Here is a 19,445-nt window from a genome sequence, read left to right on the forward strand (position 1 = left end):
GATATATTATATTGATTGACTATCTTGTATCGAAAAAGCTGAGACCATATGAACATTCGACAGCTACAAATCTTCAAAGCCATCTGCGACGCCGGCAGCATCGTCCGCGCCGCGGAGGTCGAGCGTTCGGCACCGTCAGTGCTGGCGCACCATCTCGGCAATCTCGAGCACCGCATTGGCGTACCTTTGCTGATACGGCAGTCCCGTGGCGTCACGCCGAACGATGCGGGCAAGCGGCTCTATGCCCATGCCACAGCCATTCTTCGCGCGATCCAACTCGCCGAACAAGACATGCACGAAAGTTCATCGGAGATCACAGGCGAAGTCGCAATCGGCATGGCCTATTCTTCGGTGCGCGCTATCGGCAGCTCTTTGATGGCAACGGTAATGCGGGCACATCCCAAACTTCGACTTACCATCGCCGAGAGCCTGTCAGGGGTTACAGTCGAACGACTACTGGAATCCGAGGTCGACCTGGCGATTGCCTATAACCCGAGCAAGGATGCGCAGCTCCAGTTGACACCGTTATTGGAAGAAAAGATGGTCTGTATCGGCCGACGTGACGTGATCGGCGACAGTCCTTCCCCGATCCGCCTGGACGAGCTGACCAAAATGCCGTATGTGCTGTTGAGGAAAGGGGTACAGGGACGTGCAGTGATGGATGAGGCAAGGCTGCAGAAGCTGCTCGAGCAGAACGCCCGTCTCTATACCGACAGCGTCCACGCGGCGCAGCTGTTCCTGAAAGGCGGATTGGGTTGCATGATCGACTCGCTCGCCAACCTGAACAATCTGACCGGAACCAAAGACCTGGTCAGCCGCCCTATCATAGCTCCGGAGATCGTGCGCACCCTGTATTTATGCGAGCTGCCCGACCGCCCGCACTCAAGGGCCGTACAACTGATTCGGGAGTTATCTCTGGGTATGGTCAAGGCTGAGATCGAGGCAGGACGCTGGCCCTGTCGCAGCCTGTTGCATTGATGGCAGCCGGCCTCGAATCGGCCGGCTACCCGCTACACTATCGGCTGAGCGTCAACACTACCCAATTCGCTCGAGCCTGGTCTTGTACTGCCGCCCTTTATCGACATAGTGTTCCGCATTCGCCTTGAGGTCGTTGATGGCTTCTTCGGTCAGGTCCCTCACCCGCTTGGCCGGTGCCCCAATAATAAGGGAGTTGTCCGGAAACACTTTGCCTTCCGTCACCACCGCGCCGGCCCCGACCAGGCAGTTTTTGCCGATCACCGCGCCATTGAGCACCACCGCCTGAATGCCGATCAGCGAGCCGTCGCCGATCTCACAGCCGTGCAGCATCGCCTGATGCCCAATGGTGACTCCCGCCCCGACCTTGAGTGGAAAGCCGGGGTCAGTATGCATTACCGCCCCTTCCTGCACATTGCTGCCGGTGCCGATCTCAATGGCTTCATTGTCGCCGCGCAGTACTGCCTGCGGCCAGATACTGCCGCCCTGTTGCAGTACGACCTTACCTATTACAGTCGCCTGTTCGGCGATATAGGTATCATCATGGATCTGCGGCACAAAGCTGTCGTATTTGAAGATTGCCATCGATTAGCACCCCGATTGTTAAAAGCTGAAACACAGGCGCCCCGAGCTTGACCGGGTACCCCTAACGTATAAATGGCGGATGATACTGCTATTGAGGGAACCAATTCTTAGCTGCTCTCGCCACTGGCAACCGAAACTATCATGGACCAAGAGAACGATAAATTATAACAATTGAATATCCACCCTCGAAAAAGCTGAGAGACCAGATAGCAGTCACTTTAATTCACGTAGATATCGCACCACTCATACCAGTTGTTCATCCGATATCCGTTCAGCTTCTCAGCCATCGAATATGACTGAAACGTTCGGTTCTGGCTTCCGCCAGCCTGGCTATATTTTCTCCACTGCGCAGCTGTTCGATTTCCGCTTCCCGGCGTGCAAGTTCTTCCCCCATCTGGGCTACGTCCTGAGCGATGGCTTGCGGTACGACAATGGCGCCGTCGCTATCAGACAGAATCAGATCTGCGTCACGGATACTAACACCCCCCCCATGCTGCCCGGGCAATGCTATCGGCTCACCAATGCTGACAATGCTCCAGCGCCGTGCACCATTGACTGGCGTCACCCCCGCACAGACCACCGGAAATGTGGATACGTTTATCTCCTCCCTATCGCGTACCAGTCCGTCAGTCACGAGACCGAGCACGCCTAGACTCTGTAGATCGCGCGCCAGCATACCACCGAGAACTGCCCCCGCGTCGAAGCCGCCAGCTGACAGTACCGTGACGCTGCCAGGCACCGCTTCGCTTGCCATCGCGTAGGGCGTCAGCAGACCACCGGGGGCCACCTCGGAGCCAACAGCGACCTTCACCCCCCCGCCAAGACAACGCGCAGGCCCGCAGAACCCAGCGCTCGAAGACAGCGGTGCCAAGCTGCGGTGCAAAACCTGGTGCGGGAAGCCAGCCTCGTCAAGCACGTCGCTTAGCAGCGCACTGCCGAGCCACTGAAGCCTCGCCGCCAGCAAACGCCGCCCGTTGAGGGGCGGGTTAGGTTGCTCTGTTGATTTCTGCATTTCTATGCCTTTATTGCTGAATTACTTGCCTAGGACAAGGTCCGGCAGCCCGGTCGACAATACGGGGAAGGCCGTCAGAATGGCCAGTACGAGCAACCCGACCAGCAGGAACGCCAGTATCCCGCGCGAACCTTCTTCGATTGAAATGCCTCCGATCTTGGATGTCAGGGCGAGCACGATACCAACCGGCGGCGTAAGCAGCCCGAGGCACAGGTTTACCGTCACGATCACACCAAAGTGAATCGGATCGATGCCGAACGAAACCGCAATCGGAAACAGCACCGGCAGCAGCATTACCTTTGCCGCGTTCACTTCCATGAAGGTGCCGACGAACAGCAGCACCACATTGATCAGCAAGAGGAACAGAAGCGGCGAGTTGATGTTGGTGGTAATCCAACTGCCCAGAGCATCAGGCAGGTGCACGAATGCCAGAATCCAGGAGAACAGGGTCGCCGCCGCCAGAATAATCATCACCGATGCGGTCAGACGCACCGCATCACGCACCGACTCAATCAGTGCCTTGAGGGTAAGTTCGCGGTAAATCACCGTGCTGACGAAAATGGCGTAGAGCACCGCCAGGGCCGACGACTCGTTGACGGTAAAGATGCCAGCCCGGATGCCGGTAATGATAAATATCGGCATCAGCAGCGCAGGCAATGTTTTCCACAGCGCCAGGCCGATCTCGAGCAATGATGCGACAGGTGCCGTCGGATATCCTTTGCGTTTCGCAATCCAGTAGCAAGCCACCATCAACGCCAGCCCCCAAATCAACCCTGGTACGACACCCGCGATAAACATGCGGATGACGGACTGATCTGTGATATAGGCGTAAACGATCCAGGCGATCGATGGTGGAATCAGTGGGGCAATGGGCGCGGACGCCGCGGTCACAGCGACTGCGAAACGGCGGTCATAACCGCTATCGACCATCGCCGGGATAAACGTTTTGCCCATTGCGCTAGCGTCAGCCACTGCAGAGCCAGAGATGCCCCCGAACATGATCGATGTCATGACGTTACTGATAGCGAGCCCGCCGGTCATACGGCCGACGACCTTGTTGGCAAAAGCTATCAGGCGCTGGCTTATGCCGCCGGTGACCATGATGGATCCAGCCAGAAGAAAGAAAGGCACAGCCAGTAACGAAAAGCTATCTAAGCCCGCAAACAAGCGCTGCGGCGCAATCACAGGATTGATTCCACCATGCAGCCAGATCACGATGAACGAACCGAGAATTATCGCGAAGGCTACCGGCAGGCCAATCACCATCAACATGACCATTGATGCAGAGAGCACAAGCATAAGTGCATCGATTTCCATGTTACACCTCCGCCGTTTTTACTTGCGTTGACGGCTGCTTACAGTCGCCAAGGCGAATGAGCAAAAGCAGCAGCGCCATAAGCAGCGCACCAACGACGATACCGAGATAGGGATAGGCCATTTTGATACCGAGTCCAGACGAAGCGGTGCGTCCGCCCAACTTGACCAGCAAACTACCGTAGTAAGCGATCGAGCCACACATCAAGAGCACCAGGCAGTCGCTTATGAAGCGAAGTATGCGCTGGCCCGCTGGGGGTAATCGGTTTACAAAAAAGTCCACCGATATATGCCCATTTTCTCGAATCAACGTAGCGGAACCGAGCATGGTGACCCAAACAATGAGAAAGCGCGCAAGCTCTTCGGACCAGAAGGTCGGGCTTTTAAGCACGTAACGGGCGAATACCTGGTAGGCGATCGCAACCAGCATGATGACCAGCATGATCATCGCGGTTGCCTCGATCAGAGCCTGCAGCCGTCCCGCCAGCCGAGTTAGATTCTGCATGTACAAACCTCTCGATGTGACCCCTGACTGATGCCAGGGACCTATACCAGACAACAGGCTGTGGCTATTCCACTGCAGCGATCTTCTCGATCCAGGGCTTGAGCTTCGGGAACTCACCGGCCAGCGGCTTCAGCTCCTCGCGAAACGCACTCAACTCCGGCGACAGGATGGTGACGCCGTGCGCCTGCAATTGGGTCTTGTAGCCTTCAATCTCCTTCTTGGTCTGTTCGCCACCCCACTGCATCGCCTTGCGGCCTTCCTCTTCAAGAATCGCCCTCAGTTCCGGGGAGAACGAGGCAAAGCGCCCGTCGCTGAACAGGAAGGTATAGGCGCCATAAACGTGATTGGTCATGATCACATAATCGGCGGCCTCGTAATAACGGGAACGGATATGGGCTTCAAGCGGGTTCTCGACGGCATCGATGATTCCCTCGTTCAACGCCGTATAGACTTCCTTGGAGGACATCGGGATCGGGCTGGCGCCTAGGCTTTCCCAGGTACGCCTAAACACCGGAATTTCCGGGACCCGCATCTTGATGCCGTGCAAGTCAGAAAGGGTATTTACCGCCTTTTTTGAGGCCATTTCACGCGCGCCGCGAAAGCCAGCGCCAATCAACTTGAAGCCGGTAGCCTGACCAATGGCGTCGTACAGCTCCTCACCCACCGGGCCGTTAAAGACCTTGTCGAAATGGGCCTCATCACGAATCAGATAGGGGTAGGATTCGATCGCGGCCAAATCATCGTACGGCTCCAGAGAAGCGATGACGGTCTGGACAATGTCATTGGTGCCAATCTGCAGCGCCTCGACGCTTTCCCTGACCGAGCCCGTGGTTCCTGAGTGGGAAATCTGGATACTGACCTTGCCATCAGTGCGTTCGGCAACACCGTCGGAGAACTTCTGCGCCGCCTCCAGCCAGACATTGCCGGGCGAAGCGATTGTCGCCAGCTGCAGTGTGACTGACTCCACTGCTTGCACCGGTAGCGACAGGGTGCCAATTGCCCCCGCCGTAATGAACGTCACGAGGGCAGCTGACTTGCATATGTTTGTTTTCATTATTGTGGCTCCTGTTGTTTTTATGGCATGAATGGAGAGTGCCATTCGACACTTGTTGCGGTTTGAATACGCTCTGTTTGAATACGATCTAGGTGGCTGGCAACGCCGGGACAGGCGGCCGCTCGCAGACAGCGCCTGTCACCGATACTGCTCTCGAAGCTGTTCGAACGTAGTGATATGGCCTGCCAGCGCACTGGCGGCGACAGTATAGGGACTGGCCAGCCAGACTTGCCCAGGGCCGGAACGCCCGGGGAAGTTGCGGTTAATGGCACTGATGGTGACCTGCTCACTGCGTGTGGAAGCGCCTGGGCCACAATTCGCGCAGGAACCACAACCCGGGTTGATGAGTTCGACCCCGGCCTGTGCGAAGGTTTCGAGGTATCCGCGCTCCTTGCAGTATTGACGCACGTCCAATGTACCGAACTGCAGGTAGAGCCGGGTACGCTCTGTGACCTTGAGGCCGTTGGCCAGGCCCCATGCCAGCACTTCGTGATAGCAATCGAAGTCGACCCTTTTACCGGCGGTACAGGATCCGCCGTAGGCGATATCGACATCGACCCTATTGATCAGCTGCTCGGCAGCTACTCCGTTACCCGGATCGCCGGGACGGGCCAGCATGGAACCGATGCGCGAGGCATCGATCCGGATCACATCGTGATAACTGGCCCCCGGGTCGCTCTTCATCCAGGGTTCGATCGAAACCTCGACACCCCGTCGCTGACTCAGGAACTGGACCACTTTCTCGTCCGGCTCGACGATACCGGTAAAACCGCCAAGCTCCGCCACCATGTTGGTCAGTGTCGCCCGCTCGTCCACCGACATCGCCCGCACCGCGGCGCCACCGTATTCGAACACGAGGCCAATGGCGTCACCGTTGCGAATACTGTCCATCTGTAGCAGGTGCAGCACGATATCCTTGGCGGTAATGCCGGGACGCAACTCCCCCTCAATCTCAACCCTAAGAGTTTCAGGCACCTTGCAGCGGATATAACCAGTGGCCCAGCTGTTGGCTATATCGGTGGCACCGGCACCGAACGCCAGGCAACCGAGTGCACCGGCGTGCGGCGTGTGGGAATCGGTACCTACCACCACCTGGCCAGGCAAGGCATAGCGCTCGGCCATCATGGCGTGGCAGATGCCCTCTGAGCCGGGCTCGTCCTTTAGCGCACCATGAGCCTTGACCGGATACTGCCGGGCGAAGTTTCGATGCCCCTGGGCCAGATTCTCGACCCCGGGCAGTAGGCCCTGACTAATGTGGGGATAACTCTGATCCGCGAGTATCAGGTGATCCTGAAAAGCGATGATCTGATCCGGACGTATCAGCCCAACAGGGTTACCGAAAGCGCGATGCATCAGATGCGCGGCCATGCCGGTAAAGTAGTCGTGACTGAAACGCCAGTCGGCGGCAACGAAAACACCCTGCCCGCGCCCGCTTTCGCTAAACTCGGGATGCAGCTTACGGTTGATAATCTTTTCCACCAGTGTCAACGGCTCGGTCGTGGAAGACAGACGATCCACTGGCGCCGGCCATCGCTTGAAGCGGCTATAAGCCAGCAGGCCGCCGCTGCGAATCACCTGTTGCGTCAATTCGTCCCGGCCCTTGAGAAATTCAGAGATCGGAATCGATTCGCCGGCCTGGATGCGTTCGAGCACCGAGAAATCGGTGGTCGTCAGGATGCCGATATTGTCGCAGTTTTGCTGGTAGATGCGCTCGAAGCTCTCGGCAACGATCAGCCGGATGCCGGCGGACAGCTCGGCCAGCGGGCTCGATTCCCGGGACGAGCCCTTGCCATAACGCTTGCCTCCGACGGTGACCTGAAAGCCGCCATCACGGATTTGATTCTTATCGACTGGCAGCACATCCCGTGCCTTAAAGCCAATATAGACATCCCGGCCGATACGCTCATCGTAGGTCAGCATCGTCGTCGTGGGGGTAATTTCGTCGGTGGATACGTTGTCCCGCAGCGGCAGCGACTCTGCAAGCGACGGTGACTGTCCGGCGAGCTGGGCGCTGATGATATCCGGATTCTGAGAGAGGTAGAGAATTCTGCCAGAGAAACGAATGGTGTCTTGCATTAATGTGGCCCTGCGTTCTTGTAGTTTCGAATCACTATAAGGTCCGTAACCACGTCCACGAAGTGCCATATCGGCATGACCGGCATGCCGAATCGAGACGCTATCTAGCGCGCTGCCAAAAACTCGACCAGCGTATTAGCCGTCGCGCTTAGCTGGGCGCGGGAACGAAATACCATCACCAGTTCCCGTATACCCCAATCATCGGATAGCGGGATCACCTCGACATTAAGGGTGTTGATGTAAAGCTCGCCCACCATTTGAGGCACCACCGCGACCCCCAGCCCGACATGCACCATGCGACAGAGCGCATCGAGACTGTTGACCCGAAGCTGCACATCAAGATCCCGCCCTTCGAGCCTGGCCTTTTCATTCATCTGTGCGGTAAGAGCACTTTCGGTCTTGAGGGCCACGAAAGGCTCATCCAGCATCTCGGCGTAAGCGATCTGATTGCGCGATGCCAGCCGATGCGTTCTCGGCACGAGCAGTGCGAGTCGATCCGTGCGGTATGGCAGGGTTTCTACATCTCCCGTTACGCTGCTTGACAGACAGATACCCAGATCGACACTGCGCTCCTCTACCATGCTCATGACCTCGTCGCTGTGCTGTTCCTCGAGGTCGATGCGAATATCGGGAAATATGCGGTGAAAAGCGGCTAAGTCCTCCGGCAGGAACTGCACCAGCGACGAGATATTGGCGGCCAGATGAACGTTTCCTTTGGCACCGGAAAAGAAGCGCGACAACTCCGCTCCCAGTGCCTCTACATCCGCAATGATACGGTTTGCATAGTACAAGACCGTCTCGCCGGCCGGAGTGATCGTGATCCCCCGTTGATGCCGTTCGATAACCGGCAACCCGATCAGTGCTTCGATATCTGCGATACGCCGGCTGATCGCGGACGACGCGATAAATTCACGCTCGGCGGCCCGTGCGATGTTCTTTTCCTGGCAGACGGCCACGAAAAGTCTCAGCGAAGTGAAGTCCAGTCGCCTGAGAAGATTTTCCATCCTGCTACTCCTGTTTTATACACGCTCATCGTGCCATCTCGGGTGCCCCAGCCTCAGCCGCAGTACTCCAGCGGCAGTTCGGTGGTGCACTTGATCTCCGACATGCTGATGTTGGAATGCAGCTCCTTGATATGGGGCAGGCGCAGGATTTTCTCCCGCACGAAGACCTCGTACTGCTGGATGTCCGGCATCACGATTTTCAGCAGGTAATCGTTGGCGCCGGCCATGGTGTAACACTCGACCACCTGGGGATAGTTTTCCATGGCCTGCTCGAACTCCGCCAGGTTTTCCCAGCCGTGGCTCGACAGGCGTACATCGGCGAACACCACCACCCCCAGGTTCAGCCGAGTGCGCTCCAGCACGGCAAACTTGCCCTTGATCAGGCCCTCCTCCTGCATGCGGTTGATGCGCCGCCAGCAGGGCGACTGCGACAGCCCCACCCGCTCGGCGATCTCGGCAGCGGAAAGATCGGCATTGCTTTGCAGCAGCGCCAATATCTGGCGATCCAGTGGACTCAGGGTGGCACTCATCGCAACGGGCTCCAACGGGCAGTGCAGTGAAAAGCCCCTACACCGGTGTTTTTATTCAACTATGGATAAAATAATAAAACAATCATGCACACTTTACTCAACATGCTGCATGAATAGACAAAAAAATGCGATATCAAGGCTGTAGCATAGTTGCAACTACGCAGCGGCTATCAATAAGAACGAGGTGACACGGTGTCTATCGACTACGCAAACCAGGCAGACAAGGCCAAAAACCGGCAGCACTACCTGACCGGTACCCAGGCGCTGGCACAGCTGCCGCTGCTGCAGCACCAGCGCGACCAGGCCGCCGGCCTCAACACCGCGGGCTTCATTTCCGGCTACCGCGGCTCGCCGCTGGGCAACCTGGACAAGACGCTGTGGCAGCAGCGTGCACAGTTGAAAGACAACCACATTCATTTTCAGCCCGGCGTCAACGAGGAGCTCGCCGCCACCGCCGTCTGGGGCAGCCAGCAGGTCAACCTGTTCGAGGGCGCCCGCTATGACGGTGTTTTCGGGCTCTGGTACGGCAAGGGCCCGGGTGTGGACCGTAGCGGCGATGTCATCAAGCACGGCAACTCCGCCGGCGTGTCGCCCCATGGCGGCGTGCTGCTGCTGGCCGGTGACGACCATGCCTGCAAATCCTCCAGCATCGCCCACCAGAGCGAACATGCCTTTATCGGCGCCATGGTGCCGGTGCTGAACCCCTGCGGCGTGCAGGAAATCCTCGATTACGGCGTGCTCGGCTGGGCGCTGTCCCGCTACAGCGGCTGCTGGGTCGCCATGAAGACCATCGCCGAAACCGTGGATTCCTCCGCCGTCGTGGAGGTCAGCCCGTTGCGGGTGCAGGTCCGTTACCCGAGCGATTTCGAAATGCCCGCGGACGGCGTCCATATTCGCTGGCCCGACCCGCCGCTGGTGCAGGAAAAGCGACTCAACACCTACAAAATTTACGCCGCCCTGGCCTTCGCCCGCGCCAACAACCTGAACCGGGTGGTGCTCGACAGCCCCAACCCGCGCATCGGCATTATCACCACCGGCAAGTCCTACCTCGATGTGCTCCAGGCACTGGAATACCTGGGCCTGGACGAGAGCACCTGCGCCCGCATCGGCCTGCGGGTACTGAAAATCGGCATGAGCTGGCCGCTGGAGCCGGTGGCAGTGCACGAGTTCGCCAAGGGCCTGGACGAAATCCTGGTGGTGGAGGAAAAGCGCAGCATCATCGAAGACCAGGTCACCGGCCAGCTGTACAACTGGCCGGTGGACGAGCGCCCGCGGGTGGTGGGCGAATTCGACGAGGCGGGCGCTTCCCTGCTGCCCAACCTCAGCGAGCTGACGCCCGCCATGATCGCCCGGGTCATTGCCAAGCGCATCGCCCCGCTGTATTCCGGACCCAGGGTGGAGCAGCGCCTCAAGTTCCTCGCCGACAAGGAAGACTACCTCAGCCACCGCGACGAGGTGATTCAGCGCCCGCCGCATTTCTGCTCCGGCTGCCCGCATAATACCTCGACCAAGGTGCCGGACGGCAGCCGTGCGATGGCCGGTATCGGCTGTCACTACATGGCCATGTGGATGGACCGCAGCACCGAGACCTTTACCCAGATGGGCGGCGAAGGCGCCACCTGGATCGGTCAGGCGCCGTTCACCGATACTCCCCACGTGTTCCAGAACCTCGGCGATGGCACCTATTTTCATTCCGGCATACTGGCGATTCGTGCGGCCGTCGCCGCCGGCGTCAACATCACCTACAAGCTGCTGTACAACGATGCGGTGGCCATGACCGGCGGCCAGCCCATCGACGGCACCCTGACGGTGCAGCAGCTAAGTCAGCAGCTCTATGGCGAAGGCATCCGCTGTATCCTGCTGGTGTCCGATGAGCCCGACAAGTATTCAAGCCGGACCGACTTTGCTCCTGGCACGCGCTTCCACCACCGCCGCGAACTCGACGGCCTGCAGCGAGAGCTGCGCGAATACAAGGGCGTATCGGCGATCATCTACGATCAGACCTGCGCCACCGAAAAACGCCGTCGGCGCAAACGCGGCAAGCTGGTCGATCCTGCCAAACGGGTGATGATCAACGAGGCGGTCTGCGAAGGCTGCGGCGACTGCGGCGTGCAGTCCAACTGCCTGTCCATCCTGCCGCTGGAAACGGAACTGGGGCGCAAGCGCGAGATCGACCAGAACGCCTGCAACAAGGATTTCAGCTGCGTCGAGGGCTTTTGCCCCAGCTTTGTCACCGTCAAGGGTGGCAGCCTGCGCAAACCCGGCCCCCGGGCCCTGGATAGCGGAGACTTTGCCGACCTGCCGGAACCCGTGCAGCCTTCCCTGGAGCGGCCCTTCAATATCCTGCTGCCCGGCATTGGCGGCACCGGCGTCACCACCGTGGGCGCCCTTCTGGGCACAGCGGCCTTCCTTGATGGCAAGGGCGCCACGGTGCTGGATCAGGCGGGCCTGGCCCAGAAATTCGGTCCGGTAACCACCCATGTGCGGATCGCGGCACGCCAGGACGACATCCATGCCGTGCGCATCGCCGCCGGCGAGGCCAACCTGCTGCTGGGGTTCGACCTGGTGGTATCGGCCAGCGACGAAGTGCTGGGCAAGCTCAGCACCGACCTCAGCCATGCGGTGATCAACAGCCACGAGTCACCCACCGCCGAGTTCACCCGCAACCGGGATTTCAGCTTTCCGGGCGAATCCATGAGCGAAGCCATCAGGATCGCCGCAGGCGCCGACAAGTGCCGCTTCGTCGATGGCACCCACCTGGCCAGCCGCCTGCTGGGTGACAGCCTGGCCACCAACCTCTTCATGCTCGGCTTTGCCTACCAGCAGGGCCTGGTGCCGCTGTCGGCGAGCGCCATCGAACAGGCCATCGAGACCAACGGCGTCGCCATCGACATGAACAAGGGCGCCTTTCTCTGGGGCCGGCGCGCTGCCTGGAAACAGGACAGCGTCGAGGCCCTGGTCAACCAGCGCCAGGCCCCGGCTCCCAAAAACCGCACCCTGGACGAGCTGATCGACTGGCGGGCCGACTTCCTGGAGAACTACCAGGACCGCGCCTACGCCAACCGCTACCGCCAGGCCGTGCAGCGGATGCGCCGCCATGAAGAACGCCTGGATGTGGCCGATGCAGGCCTTGCGCTGACCCGCGCCGTGGCCGAAAACTACTTCAAGCTGCTGGCCTGCAAGGACGAGTACGAAGTGGCCCGCCTGTATACCGACGGCGCCTTCCTGGCCCGGCTCGAAAGCCAGTTCGAGGGCGACTACCAGCTGGAATTCCACCTGGCACCGCCGATCCTCAGCAAGCGGGACCCGCATACCGGCCTGCCCCGCAAGCGCCAGTTCGGCCCCTGGATGCTCAAGGCCTTCGGCCTGCTGGCCAAACTCAAGGGCCTGCGCGGCACGGCCTTCGATATCTTTGGCTACACCGACGAGCGCCGCGCAGAGCGGGCACTGGTCAGCGACTATGAACAGCTGATGGACGAGCTGATCGCCCGCAACAGCAGCGACAACCACGACATCGCCGTGGCACTCGCCCGCCTGCCGGAACAGATCCGCGGCTTCGGTCACGTTAAAGAAAAGGCAATCGCAACCGCGAAGGCAGAAGAGAAGCGTTTGAAGGCAATGCTGCAGGCGGAGAAGATTCCGGTTCGTCAGCTGGCACGCGCCTGAACACCAAGGCGCTAGCCGGGGCCATCCGGCTAGCAGCAATCTCGTTCGCTGTGGTTACTTACATTTAAGCTCGCTCAGAGCATCCACTTGCGCAGGCCTCATGGATTCCCAAAGCCTGCGCTTTTTTATAAATACAGGTAGTTGACCAATCGATCCAGATGCCACTTGTGGCTGCTCGGTATCTTTCACATGTGAATGTTCCCAGCCCTCAACTACAAGCGGAATACAGGCCATAGGACACCAGAGCGTGGGATTCCAAGCACCAGCGGATGGCACAGTGTGAACATCGGCATTGCAAGTCATAGCTAGCGCTTTTACGCCGGACACAAGCGAAAGAAGTAGTTAGTCAGGTTGGGTATTTTCGAAAGTTGGGGTGAGGCAGGCCTCACAGCTTGCTTCAGCTGGCAGTGATGGAAATATACCTTATCAATACGAAATTCCTCCAAAAGTATTCCCTCGTCTGGAGGCCCGGGACGGCTGTGAGAACCTGGATCTAGACACTCTGCGACTATGATGTAATCAGGAGGGAAGTGGGTCAGGCCGCAGTGAGCCATAATTGCACACCCAATAAGATCTTCTTTACACCAGCCTACCAGTATGATCGTCATGACAGCAGAGCAGCCAGTATCGCGATACTGGGGCAGGCTCTCTGAGCTGAGAACAGAAGTGGTAAGTCTGTTCTTGGATGATCGTCCTCGCCCCTAAAAGCCGAGGACGGTAAAGATATCTCAAACCCGCTATCAGGTGAATCGCAAGGCTCCGCTTATGTGAAAAGCATTACCGGGTAAACCGGAGTTTTTTACCGGCATTCTCCATCTGTATCATCAATAGGCTGCCGGTCGCCGATTCGGTCATATACAGAGTGCGTCGATCCGGGCCACCAAAGGCCAGGTTAGTAAGTGTCCGGCCGCCGGTCGGGGCCTCAAGCCTCCACAGGGGCTGTCCAAATTTGTCGAACACCCAGACGCAGCCGTTCCCGGCATCGCAGACGAACAGATTGCCGGCTTCATCGAGGGCAAGTCCGTCCGCCCCCGAGACGCCACCGGCGAGCTGGACGAACACTCCCACCTTGCTCGTGGCCCCGTTGTCCTTAAGTGGGATGCGCCAAACCCCGTTGCCGCGTGTCATGGCGACAAAGAGCGCCTTTTCTTCCAAGTCGCAGACCAACCCGTTGGGGCTGATGCCATTGTTGATCAGGCAGTCCAGTCGTTGCGTCTCGAGGTTGTATCGATAGACTCTGCCCGTCGGATCCTGTAGTCCTGTCTGCCCTTGATCGGTGAAGTACAGCTGGCCACGGCTGTCGAAAAACAGATCGTTGACACCTTTAAAGCTCTCGCTGCCGGCGTGCGTCAGTACGGGGTCAATCACCCCGCTATCAACATCCAGCGCCAGGATGCCACGGCGGTAGTCAGCGATCCACAGGCGCCCGTCGGGGCCGAATTTCATGCCATTGGGCCATCCATCGTACTGCACAACCACCCGCCATTCGCCGCCCGGCGTGACGCAAAGAACTCGTCCATGGGGAATATCGGTGACATAAAGGTTGCCAGCACTGTCGAATACGGGGCCTTCCAGGAAGCTCGGTACCGACTGCCCGGGCTTGTTGGCATTGATCCAGTCAGAAGCCGCATCAGGCAGGCGCAAAGCTTCTGGGACTGTACTGAAGACTTCGCACAGACGTGTTATGGGAGGGGCATAGAGTGTCATTTCGATACCTCGCTGGCGACGGTCCCGTTGGATTCAGAACGGTACGCATTGAACATGACTGCAATGATGACAACGGCAGCAACGGCGGAAATCACCAGGCCTTGCGTCAGTGCAAGTACGCCAGCGGCGGCAATCAGCAGACGCTCAATGACATTGAGCGAACGTTGGAAATACCCCACGTTGGCGGCGCTGATACCCACGGTGGCGATCACCATCATAACGACCGTCGCAATCAGGCTCGCAAGCGTGGACAGCGAGACGTCTTGCAGGTTGATCTCGGGATGAAATATCCACGCGAAGGGCAACAAAAATGCGACAACGGACAGACGCAACGCACTGAACGCGATGCTCAGGGAGCGCTCACCCGTAATGGCCGCTGCCGCAAAAACGGCCAGCGCTACCGGCGGTGTAATTGCGGACAGGACCGCGTAGTAGAACACGAACAGGTGCGCCTGCAGGAGATCGACGCCCAGATCGAGTATCGCCGGGCCAGCAACAAAGATAACCATCAGATAGGAAGCGGCGGTTGGCAGTCCCATGCCCAGAAGAATGGAGCAACAGGCCGCCAGTATCAGCGCCAATACAAGGTTGCCTTCGCCGAGACTGACGATGGCCTGATTCAGTGTTACGCCAAGGCCCGTCACGCTGACAGCACCGATGACAATGCCTATAGCCGCGCAAGACACCAGTACCGCAAGTCCATCTCGGCCGCCATCAATCAGCACCTCAAGAAGCTGACGCCACGAAAGACGAATTTTTGGCAGGATCATCCCCATTGCCAACACCACCACTGAGGCCCATAAACCACACCATGACGGCGAGAAGCCGGACAGCAAAAGACCGATCAGCGTGGTAAAGCCTGCCAGCAGTACCAAACCCTGCATTTGCCGCTTGCGGTCAAAGGGGTCGTCGCTGGACTCTTCAGGCTGCAGGCGTAGGCGACCGGCTTCAAATGCCACCGCCGCGGACAGTGCGAGCAGATAGAGAAACGCAGGGATTACGGCTGCAAGCACGATACTCGGATAAGGAATGCCCGTTATCTCGGCCATGATAAAGGCACCGACACCCATAATAGGTGGCATCAACTGCCCCGAGCAGGACGCAACAGCCTCGACAGCTCCTGCAAAACTGCCTTTGTAGCCGGCTTTTTTCATCATGGGGATGGTAAGAACGCCGGTGGACATGACGTTTGCCGGCGCAGACCCATTAACAGACCCGAACATCGCCGAACCAATAATGGCCGCTTGCGCTGCACCCGAGCGACGGCCCTGAGCCAGCCGCAACGCCAGAAAGTTAAAGAAGTCCCCCGCACCGGTATGGCGTAGCGCAGCCCCCAGAATCACGAACATCAGCACCACATCGACGACCGCGCCAAGTGCGATACCGTAAATTCCCTGGTAGCTGTAGCTGATGTCAAAAACTTCATCGAGCCAGAACTCCCGATGCCCCAGGGCACCGGGAAGCAGGTCACCATACAGCAGGTAAAGGATTGCGCCACCGGTGATAGCGACCAGGGTCCACCCCTCTACACGACGCGCGGCTTCCAGTACCAACAAAGTGCCAACCGCGTAACAGATCATGTCCTGGGTATTGGGCAAACCCTCGCGGAATGCCGCAATCGCTTCATACTCAGTCAGGTAATAGCCGCTGGTCAGAAGCGTCAGGACAACGCACAACCAGGACAAAGCCTGATCACATTTGGGCCACTTCGCAGCCAATAAACCCGGCTTTAATGCATAGGTCGCGATCAGCCCAATCATCAGGCTAACGCCGTACATGATCTGTGACGGATAGCGCACACCCAGGGTTGTCCAGAGTATGAAGAGTGTCAGTGCCGCGCAAGCGGCCAAGCCGAGCAGATGTAATGCCCGACCTGCCATGTTGTTTTGATACGTTGGCATAAATGTCTCCTGGGCCCGCATTTGAAACTTACTGGATCAATCCAATTTCACGGAAATAACGCGCGGCACCAGGATGCATTTCAGCCGTCAGGCCGGTAGTCGCCTCTTCAAGTCGCAGCAGATTCAGCGCGCTGCTTGTGCGTTTTACATCGCTGAGGTTGCTCCACAGGGTCTTGGTCAGGTCATAGGCGACGTCGTCATCCATCTTGGTATTCACGACGAACATATAGGGAAAGGTCCAGAAATACACATCGCTGTCCGCTTTTACGCGCCCCTGATACGCCTGCTCGATCTCTTGCGCCGAAATGCGCTTGAGACGGTAGTGTTCGCCGGCGGTAATATGCGAACGGAACTTCTCGAGCGAGTCTTCCTCAGGAGAGATAAAGCGCAGGTCCATTGAACGTGAACTGTTGTCGATAGCCGCCTGTGGCAATCCGCCCCAGACAAAGGTGCCATCAAGACGGTTGTTGGACATCTGGTTAAACGCGTCGGAGTAATCGATGTACTGTGTATCAACATCGTCCTCCGGCTTCAGGCCGTAGGCTTCAAGAAACGCACTGCTGACCCGCCCCGCGTTGCCGCCCGGACGGCCGATGGCGATACTGCGTCCTTTCAGCTCGGCAAAGCTCTTGATGCCCGAACTGTCACGCACGACATACTGACCGGCGCTGGTGCTGATCGCAAAGAGGCTTCGCAGCTCACCATACGCCTTGGTGAAGCGCTCGGGGTCTTCGCTGAAATTACCCTTGTGATTAATCGCATCCAGATAATGGGGCGCCCCAATAACCGCAATATCAACACGGCCGGCGGCCAGCTGCCTCAATCCCTTGACGCTGCCATTGTCGACAACGGTCAAACGGTTGCCATTTTCCAGCTTGGCCAGTTGATTGGACCAGGCTACCGACAGCGCATAATCATCGGAGGTTTGAGACGTCGCACTGACCACCAGATCGGCGGCATTGGCGACGCTGATGCTAAAGCCGGCTGCAACAACAGCGGTTTTAAGAAGACGAATAACGTGATTGCTTTTCATGTTTTGTTCTCATTTTATTGTTGTGATGAAACCGGGTTAAGCGCCGACAAAATGTCTCAACGCTCAGGTACCGGCCGCTGCGACTGACCGCGGTAATCCCACAGCCATCCTTTGGGCATCGGTCCCTTGTTACGGCCGCCCTGGCATTGCTGCTCCCAGGCATGGGCCAGAATTCCAACCGAACGGGATAGACAAAAGAGCCCACGGGCCAGCGCCGCCGGGAAGCCGAGTTCGGCATAAATCACCGCGGTGGCACCGTCAATATTCAGGGGGATCGGTTTACCCTTGGCAGTACTCAATTGCCGTTCTATTTCCCTGGCAATGCCGGCACAGCGACCGTTAATCTCATTACGTGAAGCCGCTTCGTTAACGAGTTCAAGCAGACGCGGTGCCCGCGGATCTACCGGGTGAAAGCGGTGCCCGAAACCTGGCACGATCTTGCCATGCTGTTCCTTCCAGCTTGCCAGACCCTGCTCGGTAGCCTTTTCCAGGGGCTCTCCCCCATCGAGTCGCACCAGAATGGCTTGGTACAGCTCCACAGCCTGCTCACCGGCACCGCCATGAATATCGTCCAGCACGTTAACAGCCGACGCCATGGCATTGTTAAGACTGCCACCACAGGTCATCGCCATGCGGGCGATGGCAATGCTGGGCGCCTGGGGACCATGATCAACGGCGCTCATCAAGGCGGCATCCAGCAATTTAGCCTGCTCTGGCGAAGGAAGTTCACCACGTGTCATGAGCCAAACCATGTCAGAAAAGCTGACGCGCCCGATCAATTCCTCAATGGGGTAGCCCCGATAACGAATCTCACCCGGGCGCATATCGATGATGTCGGTTTGCCACCAGTTTGCGGCCTGGCTATCAATGGATGTTGCTTCACTCACTGTCTTACCCTCACGTGTCACAAATCAGGCCTTATTCGAGGCATAAGCCTGCAATAGTGCTGCGTTGTCTGCGCCCAACACCGGCGGTGCCGTAGCAACTCTGGGTGGCTGCCCATCAATTCGGTATCCGCCACTGACAACTTCGATGGGACGACCGATCGGAGTATCTTCAAAGCGCTCGATCACACCGCGATCGCGAACCTGAGGATGATTCAGCGCTTCGGCGACGCTATACACAGGCCCCGCGGGAACACCGGCATCTACCAAAAATTTCCACCAGTGTTCGGTTGTATTCTGAGCCAGTGACGCTTCAATCAGCTCAGCCAGTGCACGGCGATTCTCCAGCCGCGCATGGCGATCCTTGAAGCGCGCATCGCTAATCCACGCCGCTTGACCGAGCACCCGACACAATGCTTCAAACTGCTCCTGCTTATTAGCGGCGATATTGAGCAACCCGTCTCCAGTCTTGAAGGTTCCGGAAGGGCTGGCAGTGACGTTGTCATTACCCAATGGGTTGGGCTGACGTCCTGCAACCAGAAGGTTGGATACGGCCCAGCCCATGGTTGCCAGGACAGAATCCAGCATCGATATATCGATGAAACGCGCTTGGCGGGGTGATTCAGCCAGGATGGCATTGATGGCCATGGCGGCGGTCAGCCCGCCGATGGTATCGGCCAGGGGAAAGCCGACGCGATACGGCGCATTTTCCGGAGCGCCGGTAATACTCATGACACCAGACATGCCCTGGATAATCTGATCATAGGCGGGATAGTTCGCCAGCGGGCCATCCTGTCCGAAGCCGGAGATCGCGCAGTACACGAGACGTTCGTTGACCTGTTTGAGTTTTTCAAAATCAAGCCCCAAACGCTTCATGACACCGGGGCGATAGTTTTCGACGAGGACATCGGCACTTTTAACCAGCTCAATGAATTGCTCCTTGTCTTGCGCGTTTTTGAGATCCAGCGTGACAGAGAGTTTCCCGGCATTCTGTGCAAGAAAAGAGACGCCCATGAACTCGCGATTCAGGTCAGCATCTGCACCTAACTGCCTAGCCAGGTCGCCGCTTCCCGGGCGCTCAATCTTGATAACTTCAGCGCCCAGGTGTGCGAGCTGATGACAACAGAACGGGCCAGCCAGAACGTTTGTAAGATCCAGGACCCTGAAGCCGGCAAGTGGCGTAGACATATCATTCCCCT

General features: G+C 58.1%; 15 protein-coding genes. 2 read left to right on the forward strand and 13 right to left on the reverse strand.

All coding sequences use genetic code 11. The annotated features are described in order from the left end of the window. Positions 1-48: 48 nt before the first annotated feature. Positions 49-978: a LysR family transcriptional regulator gene (locus MPRO_RS14490; protein WP_067294020.1), complete on the forward strand. Its 930-nt coding sequence runs from the start codon at positions 49-51 to the stop codon at positions 976-978. 57 nt (positions 979-1,035) lie between these two features. Here MPRO_RS14490 and MPRO_RS14495 read toward each other — a convergent pair whose 3' ends face one another. The 8 genes from MPRO_RS14495 to MPRO_RS14530 form a co-directional block, all read right to left on the reverse strand. Next, positions 1,036-1,560: a gamma carbonic anhydrase family protein gene (locus MPRO_RS14495; protein ID WP_067294023.1), complete on the reverse strand. Its 525-nt coding sequence runs from the start codon at positions 1,558-1,560 to the stop codon at positions 1,036-1,038. 271 nt (positions 1,561-1,831) lie between these two features. Beyond that, positions 1,832-2,572, reverse strand: coding sequence for an RraA family protein (locus tag MPRO_RS14500; protein WP_067294026.1), 741 nt, complete (start codon positions 2,570-2,572; stop codon positions 1,832-1,834). A 21-nt stretch (positions 2,573-2,593) separates the two neighbouring features. Beyond that, entirely contained in the window at positions 2,594-3,889 is a 1,296-nt protein-coding gene (locus tag MPRO_RS14505) for a TRAP transporter large permease (protein WP_067294029.1), read from the reverse strand. A gap of 1 nt (position 3,890) precedes the next feature. Continuing rightward, entirely contained in the window at positions 3,891-4,391 is a 501-nt protein-coding gene (locus MPRO_RS14510) for a TRAP transporter small permease (RefSeq protein ID WP_067294034.1), read from the reverse strand. A 64-nt stretch (positions 4,392-4,455) separates the two neighbouring features. After that, complete coding sequence (locus MPRO_RS14515) at positions 4,456-5,445, reverse strand: TRAP transporter substrate-binding protein (RefSeq protein ID WP_067294035.1); 990 nt, start codon at positions 5,443-5,445, stop codon at positions 4,456-4,458. Between the two features lie 138 nt (positions 5,446-5,583). Further along, a complete protein-coding gene (locus tag MPRO_RS14520; protein WP_067294036.1) occupies positions 5,584-7,521 on the reverse strand; it encodes an aconitase family protein in 1,938 nt (645 codons plus the stop codon). 104 nt (positions 7,522-7,625) lie between these two features. Next, positions 7,626-8,525, reverse strand: coding sequence for a LysR family transcriptional regulator (locus MPRO_RS14525; RefSeq protein WP_067294039.1), 900 nt, complete (start codon positions 8,523-8,525; stop codon positions 7,626-7,628). Positions 8,526-8,578: 53 nt separating this feature from the next. Next, a complete protein-coding gene (locus MPRO_RS14530) occupies positions 8,579-9,055 on the reverse strand; it encodes an Lrp/AsnC family transcriptional regulator (RefSeq protein ID WP_067294040.1) in 477 nt (158 codons plus the stop codon). Between the two features lie 192 nt (positions 9,056-9,247). Here MPRO_RS14530 and MPRO_RS14535 point away from each other — a divergent pair, with 192 nt between their 5' ends. Continuing rightward, the gene (locus tag MPRO_RS14535; RefSeq protein WP_067294042.1) at positions 9,248-12,721 is read left to right on the forward strand and encodes an indolepyruvate ferredoxin oxidoreductase family protein; all 3,474 of its coding nucleotides are present in this window, start codon (positions 9,248-9,250) and stop codon (positions 12,719-12,721) included. 777 nt (positions 12,722-13,498) lie between these two features. On the opposite strand, the gene MPRO_RS14540 is transcribed toward MPRO_RS14535, so the two are convergent. Genes MPRO_RS14540 through MPRO_RS14560 form a run of 5 tightly spaced genes read right to left on the reverse strand, consistent with a single transcriptional unit; the run spans position 13,499 to position 19,434 of the window. Then, entirely contained in the window at positions 13,499-14,428 is a 930-nt protein-coding gene (locus MPRO_RS14540; RefSeq protein ID WP_067294044.1) for an SMP-30/gluconolactonase/LRE family protein, read from the reverse strand. Continuing rightward, the gene (locus tag MPRO_RS14545) at positions 14,425-16,329 is read right to left on the reverse strand and encodes a TRAP transporter permease (protein ID WP_067294046.1); all 1,905 of its coding nucleotides are present in this window, start codon (positions 16,327-16,329) and stop codon (positions 14,425-14,427) included. The genes MPRO_RS14540 and MPRO_RS14545 overlap by 4 nt, the downstream gene beginning before the upstream one ends. A 28-nt stretch (positions 16,330-16,357) precedes the next feature. Then, positions 16,358-17,362 carry a TAXI family TRAP transporter solute-binding subunit gene (locus MPRO_RS14550; RefSeq protein ID WP_067294049.1) on the reverse strand — a complete coding sequence of 335 codons (1,005 nt, stop codon included), beginning with the start codon at positions 17,360-17,362 and terminating at the stop codon, positions 16,358-16,360. Between the two features lie 56 nt (positions 17,363-17,418). Further along, entirely contained in the window at positions 17,419-18,249 is an 831-nt protein-coding gene (locus MPRO_RS14555; protein WP_067294052.1) for a citryl-CoA lyase, read from the reverse strand. A gap of 24 nt (positions 18,250-18,273) precedes the next feature. Further along, on the reverse strand, positions 18,274-19,434 hold the full coding sequence (locus tag MPRO_RS14560) for a CaiB/BaiF CoA transferase family protein (RefSeq protein ID WP_067294054.1): 1,161 nt from the start codon (positions 19,432-19,434) through the stop codon (positions 18,274-18,276). Positions 19,435-19,445: the final 11 nt, after the last annotated feature.

Source organism: Marinobacterium profundum (assembly GCF_001528745.1).
Taxonomy (GTDB): domain Bacteria; phylum Pseudomonadota; class Gammaproteobacteria; order Pseudomonadales; family Balneatricaceae; genus Marinobacterium_A; species Marinobacterium_A profundum.

What these genes read in the sequence shown, in the direction of transcription:
- MPRO_RS14490 (WP_067294020.1), top strand. Translation starts at nt 49, where the DNA reads ATGAACATTCGACAGCTACAAATCTTCAAAGCCATCTGCGACGCCGGC.
- MPRO_RS14495 (WP_067294023.1), bottom strand. Translation starts at nt 1,560, where the DNA reads ATGGCAATCTTCAAATACGACAGCTTTGTGCCGCAGATCCATGATGAT.
- MPRO_RS14500 (WP_067294026.1), bottom strand. Translation starts at nt 2,572, where the DNA reads ATGCAGAAATCAACAGAGCAACCTAACCCGCCCCTCAACGGGCGGCGT.
- MPRO_RS14505 (WP_067294029.1), bottom strand. Translation starts at nt 3,889, where the DNA reads ATGGAAATCGATGCACTTATGCTTGTGCTCTCTGCATCAATGGTCATG.
- MPRO_RS14510 (WP_067294034.1), bottom strand. Translation starts at nt 4,391, where the DNA reads ATGCAGAATCTAACTCGGCTGGCGGGACGGCTGCAGGCTCTGATCGAG.
- MPRO_RS14515 (WP_067294035.1), bottom strand. Translation starts at nt 5,445, where the DNA reads ATGAAAACAAACATATGCAAGTCAGCTGCCCTCGTGACGTTCATTACG.
- MPRO_RS14520 (WP_067294036.1), bottom strand. Translation starts at nt 7,521, where the DNA reads ATGCAAGACACCATTCGTTTCTCTGGCAGAATTCTCTACCTCTCTCAG.
- MPRO_RS14525 (WP_067294039.1), bottom strand. Translation starts at nt 8,525, where the DNA reads ATGGAAAATCTTCTCAGGCGACTGGACTTCACTTCGCTGAGACTTTTC.
- MPRO_RS14530 (WP_067294040.1), bottom strand. Translation starts at nt 9,055, where the DNA reads ATGAGTGCCACCCTGAGTCCACTGGATCGCCAGATATTGGCGCTGCTG.
- MPRO_RS14540 (WP_067294044.1), bottom strand. Translation starts at nt 14,428, where the DNA reads ATGACACTCTATGCCCCTCCCATAACACGTCTGTGCGAAGTCTTCAGT.
- MPRO_RS14545 (WP_067294046.1), bottom strand. Translation starts at nt 16,329, where the DNA reads ATGCCAACGTATCAAAACAACATGGCAGGTCGGGCATTACATCTGCTC.
- MPRO_RS14550 (WP_067294049.1), bottom strand. Translation starts at nt 17,362, where the DNA reads ATGAAAAGCAATCACGTTATTCGTCTTCTTAAAACCGCTGTTGTTGCA.
- MPRO_RS14560 (WP_067294054.1), bottom strand. Translation starts at nt 19,434, where the DNA reads ATGTCTACGCCACTTGCCGGCTTCAGGGTCCTGGATCTTACAAACGTT.